Origin of the sequence: Okeania sp. SIO2B9 (assembly GCF_010672505.1) — a bacterium.
GTDB classification, from domain to species: domain Bacteria; phylum Cyanobacteriota; class Cyanobacteriia; order Cyanobacteriales; family Microcoleaceae; genus Okeania; species Okeania hirsuta.
Genome location: NZ_JAAHGK010000417.1, coordinates 1 through 5,607, shown reverse-complemented (window position 1 = coordinate 5,607; position 5,607 = coordinate 1). Strand labels below are relative to the sequence as shown.

The 5,607-nt window shown below is 36.9% G+C and carries 3 protein-coding genes; all 3 read right to left on the bottom strand.

What is annotated here, in order from left to right; genetic code table 11:
• Positions 1 to 2,893: acyltransferase domain-containing protein (locus F6K13_RS15835; RefSeq protein ID WP_353735672.1), on the bottom strand; the 2,893-nt coding region annotated here is incomplete at its 3' end.
• Between the two features lie 56 nt (positions 2,894 to 2,949).
• Positions 2,950 to 3,471, bottom strand: a complete 522-nt coding sequence (locus F6K13_RS15830; RefSeq protein WP_282433614.1) for a polyketide synthase — start codon at positions 3,469 to 3,471, stop codon at positions 2,950 to 2,952.
• A 10-nt stretch (positions 3,472 to 3,481) separates the two neighbouring features.
• Positions 3,482 to 5,607 (bottom strand): beta-ketoacyl reductase (locus F6K13_RS15825; RefSeq protein WP_287287818.1); only part of this gene is annotated, 2,126 nt, incomplete at its 5' end.

The following is a 5,607-nucleotide window of genomic DNA, read 5'->3' as shown; positions in this document are numbered from 1 at the left end:
TCAAAGCGTATCCTGAATGAAGGCAGGAATCTAAGAGAATTGGATGTATTTGGTAAGATTGAGATTGTAGAGAGAGATGAGGTGGTAACTGGCTGAAACTAAGAGCTTTTTCTTGACTTACATAAAGTTTTTGTACTCCTTGAAAATTAGAACCATAATACATTCCAAACTCAGTTAAACTTTCATAGAAGGAAGAAATACTCATCTGTTTGCCATATTCTTGTTCAATAAGTGATAAGTCGAATCCTCTCTTTTCCTCTGGTATTTCTCCTCTAAGGAGTTTACCTGAAATATGAAGTGTCCACACAGGTGCTTGTTGTTCTTCAGCTATATTTAAGCTAAAAATTTCAAAGGTATAACCATTTTTTTGATCGGGTTTCAATATTAACTGAAGAGTTTTTGCTTTTTTCTCAGATAAAATTAAAGCCTGGTAAATATTTACTTCTTCTAGTATTAGATTGGAATCTTGGAAAATAGCTACTCCTGCAGCTAAAGCCATCTCTAAGTATGCAGCAGCAGGTAAAACTGGTTGACCAAAAACTTGATGATCGTTGAGATAAGAAGGCTCAGAAGCACTTAATTGAGTCTGGAATAAAATTTGATTTTCCAAGCCAACTATATGCAATCTTTCTCTCAGTAAAGGATGCAGAACAGCCTTTTTAGGTAAACAACTATTTGTCTCCACCCAATAGCGTTGCCGTTGGAAAGGATAAGTAGGCAATAGTACCTTGTTACATAAAGATTTTCGGTGAAATCCTGTCCAATCTATATCCACCCCCTGTACATACAATTTTCCTAAACTACACAGCATCTGTTCCCATGCACCTACTTCTTCACGCAAAGATGCTAACCATAAGTACTTGTTTTCTCCTACACATTGACTTCCCATTCCTAATAAGATCGGCTTTGGTCCTATTTCTATAAATATTCCATAATCTTCTGTTTCTAATGTCTTGATACTATCTGCAAATCTGACTGGTTTCATTACATGATTCACCCAATACTCTGCTGTGGCTATACTAGGAGCGGCTCTTTCTCCTGTTACATTGGAAATTATGGGAATCTCTGGTGCATGGTAACTTATTTGTCTTGCTTGAGTTTCAAATGAGTTTAACATTTCTTGCATCACGGGTGAATGAAAACCGTGGGATACTTTCAGGGTTGTGGTTTTTATTCCTTTTGCTGTCAACAGGGACACTATTTCTGCGATTTCTGGAGTAGCTCCTGATATGACTACATTTTCTGGTCCATTGATGGCTGCTATGGCTACTTGCTCTGAATCAGGTGCAATTATTGATTTAATTTCTGCTTCTGCTGCTCTGACTACTACCATTTGACCACCAGAGGGTAATTGTTGCATTAACCTGCCTCTGTGAGCAATTAGTTTCAAGCCATCTTCTAAACTAAATATTCCGGCAATGCAAGCTGCTACATATTCTCCTACGCTATGCCCCATGAGTATATCTGGTTTGATGCCCCATGACTGCCATAGTTGACACAGAGCGTATTCTATGGCAAATAAGGCTGGTTGAGTGTAGGCTGTTTGGTTGATTAAATCTGAGTTTTGTGTTGTTTGTGTATCTGGATAAATTACGGAAAGTAAGGAATGTTCTAGATAGGGTTGCAAGAGCTGGGAACATTGGTCAACTGTGTGGCGAAATAGTGGCTGAGTTTGGTATAACTCTTTTCCCATATTCAGATATTGGGAACCCTGTCCTGTAAATAGGAACGCTTTTTTGGGTTGACTATTGTTGTCAGAAACTTTATTAGTGTATAATCCTGCTACTTTTGCTGCTTTTTGGTGATGAGCTAGTTTTGAGACTAACTCCTCTAAGTTGGAAGCAAGAATAGCAAGTCGATGGTGAAAATGGAATCGTCCACTATTTGCTGTGTAACATATATCTTCTAGTTTTAATTCTGAATGAATTTGCAGATGATTTTGATAACAACTGACTAATTCTGCTAAAGCTTTTTCTGTTTTTGCCGAGAGGGTTAACAAATGTTTTGGTCTCTCACTCTTAATTCTTAATTGTTGTTCTAATCCTCCTTGATTAAGGATAGGGGGGTGCATCTCGTCTTGAACAGGGGCTTCTTCTAAGATTAAATGAGCATTAGTTCCACTTGCACCAAAGGAGTTAATTCCCGCAATTCTTGTACCATCTTTAACTTGCCAAGAAGTTAATTCAGTGGGTACAACTAGAGGAAAATCTTTCCAGTTAAACTTAGGAGTTGGATTTTTAAAATGTAGATGAGGAGCTATTTGTTGATGTTGCAATTGAAGTATTGCTTTGATTACTCCTGCTATTCCAGCGGCTGAACTCAAATGACCGATATTAGTTTTTACCGACCCAATCATTAATGGTTTTTTCTTAGTTCTTTCTGCTCCAAATACCTCTGCCAAAGAATTTAGTTCAATAGGATCTCCCAAAGCTGTTCCTGTGCCATGGGTCTCTATATAACTTACTTGAGAAGGTTCTATTTTTGCTGCTTTTAGAGCTTGATGTATTAACTGTTTCTGAGAATTCCCATTAGGAACTGTAAAACCACTACTTGGTCCATCTTGATTCACAACTGAACCTCGGATCAGTGCCAAGATACGATCTCCTGATTCTAAAGCATCTGATAGACGTTTGAGAACTAATACACCACAGCCTTCACCCCAGGTAGTGCCATTAGCTGCTGCATCAAAAGTTTTACAGTAACCATCTGGTGAAAGCATTTTCGCTTTGGAAGCAACTATCATACTATCTGGCAATAACATTAGATTGACACCCCCTGCTAAAGCCATCTGACATTCTTGTTGTCGTAGGCTTTGGCAAGCTTGATGAATAGTTACTAAAGAAGAGGAGCAGGCTGAATCTATAGTCATAGAAGGACCAGTAAATCCTAAAATATAAGAAATACGGCCTGCAGCAAGATTTAAGAAAGATCCCCCTAACAGATAAGGTTCTATACTACTATCATATTTTGCGCGATGGGTAGCGCATAATCATAAGCGGTGATACCAACAAAAACCCCTGTAGGACTTCCCTCCGATCGTTGAGGAATTTGTCCAGCATTTTCGAGAGCTTGCCAACAAACTTCTAAAAATAAACGATGTTGGGGATCTATGGCGATCGCTTCGCGAGGTGAAATCCCAAAAAAACCTGGATCGAATTGACTTACATCGAAATCATCTAAAAAACCACCTCGATGAGTATACATTTTTCCTGGGATTTCTGGATTAGGATCGTAGTAAGCATCGACGTCCCACCTCTGAGGAGGAATTTCTGTGATTGCATCCACTCCTTTAGACAAAAGTTGCCAAAATTTTTCAGGGTCATTAGCACCACCTGGAAAACGACATGCCATCCCAACTATAGCAATCGGTTCTGTTTTGGCTCGCTCAATTGCTTCTAGTTTTGTTACTGCTTTATTAAGAGCTATAAATACTCGCTTAGAATCAGCTAGGTGATTTTCTTTTTCTTCCATGTTTTCTATTTTAATTCTCCTCCAACAAAGTTTCTAACTTGGTAAGTTTTGTTGCGATTGAGAGTTGGATACTTTCTTCAGATAACTCTTCTACCTCTGACAATTCTTGAATTTTATTTGATTCAGCCTTGGAAAATTCAGAGCGTTCAATGTTTTCTAATTCCCATCCCAGTATACTTGAGGCAATGTGATCGGCTAGACTAATAACGTTAGAAAAATTAAAAATCAAAGTCGTAGGTAAAGAGCAATTCAGGCTATCTTCTAGTCGATTTTTGAGTTCAACTGCCATTAGAGAGTCCATACCCATTTCAAAAAAACCTTGCTCTAAACTTGGCAATTGATCTATTTTTAATCCTAATATTTTTCCTATTTCTTTTTGAAGATATGTGATTAATAGATTTCTGCGTTCAGTTTTAGGAGCAGTCTCCATTTTTTTAATAATTTCGAGCTTTTGCTTGGAAGTTGAACGTTTTGTTTCAACTTGTTTGACATTAATTTCTTCTAGAAGTAATCGCTGTCTTCCTGTACTATAAAGTTGTTTGAATAAATCCCAATTAACATTAACTACAGTTGTTTGGACACTATGACTGTTCCATAGTAATTCTAAAGCAGCTATTCCTTGTTGAGGGGATAAAGACTCTATACCTTTTTCTTTTAATTCTCTCAAAAATTCTTCTGATGCCATACCACCTCCAGACCATGGTCCCCAATTAACAGTAAAACTTGGTAATCCCTGAGCTTGTCGATAAGAAGATAACACATCTAAAAAATGATTGCCTGCACTATAGTGAGCTTGACCAACTGCTCCCCAAACAGAGGCAATGGAAGAAAAGCTGACAAAAAAATCTAACTCTCGATCTTTAGTAATTTGATGAAGTATCCATCCACCAATAATTTTGGGACTCATTACTGCTAATAACTGTTCTACTTGCATCCGTTCGATCCGTTCACTTCTTTGTTTTCCTGCTGCATGAATAATTCCTTTTAAGGGAAACATATAACTATCTATTTTGTCAAGTACTTTCAACATTTCTTCCGGATTGCATACATCAGCTTGAACTGTAACAACTTCAGCTCCTAGCTGTTTCAAATCACTTAGATATTTTTGTTTGTCCTCCGAGAGAGACGATCTACTTATCAAAACCAAATATTTTGCTCCTTTGGATACCATCCACTTAGCTACATGTAATCCTAAAGCACCAAGTCCTCCAGTAATAAGATAGGTAGCATTAGAAGAAAATGATATTGGAGCAGATAATTTAGGACATTGCTTGAATAAACGAGCTACATAAATCTGTTTTTCTCGTAAAGCTAGATGATCTTCTATTTGATTACTCGTCAAAATTTCTACAAGTGTTTCTATTTCATTTTGCGAACCTTGCAAATCTAAATCTATTAATCCTCCCCATAATTGTGGATGTTCGAGAGATATTACTCGACCTAAACCCCACAAAGGTGATGTTGCAACTGTTAGTTCTTCAATTTTAGATAATACAGGCTGAGATCCCCTTGTAACTATCCACAATTGAGGGGAACTGGATATGGAAATTTTAACCAAACTCTGTAACAGGTACAGTAAGCTACCACATCCCCATATTTGTACTTGCTCTAACTGAGAAATGCTTAAATTTTCCGAAGTAGGAGCATCTAAACTCCACAAATGAATGACTCTCTGGCAAGATAATTGCTTTGAGGTTATTATTTCCTGACAAAGTTTTTCAAACTCATCAAAATTACATGGATTTAGTAGATAGGTTCCACTTTCAGGATTTTTGAAACTTTTTCCACGATAAACTAAAGTACATTTATGTCCTTGTTCTTTCAGTTTTGTTGCTAGTTTTTTCCCTACTCCTGTAGAATCAGCAAAAATTAACCAATGGCTCAGTTGAATAGCAGAATTATCTTCGTTAGGTATTAAGGGTTGCCAAAGTAATTGATAAAAATAATCTTTAACTTGATTTTCGATAATTTCTTTTTGATGGGTTTTTGCTATTAATTCTAACAACTTTGGGATAAATTTTGACTCAATTTCTGATAGTTCATTCTTCTCTTTTAAATGCTGCGTTAAATACTCCACATTTCCATCAATAAGCATTTGATTGATCCTGGTTTCAAGTTTTATTACTTCCATTGAAA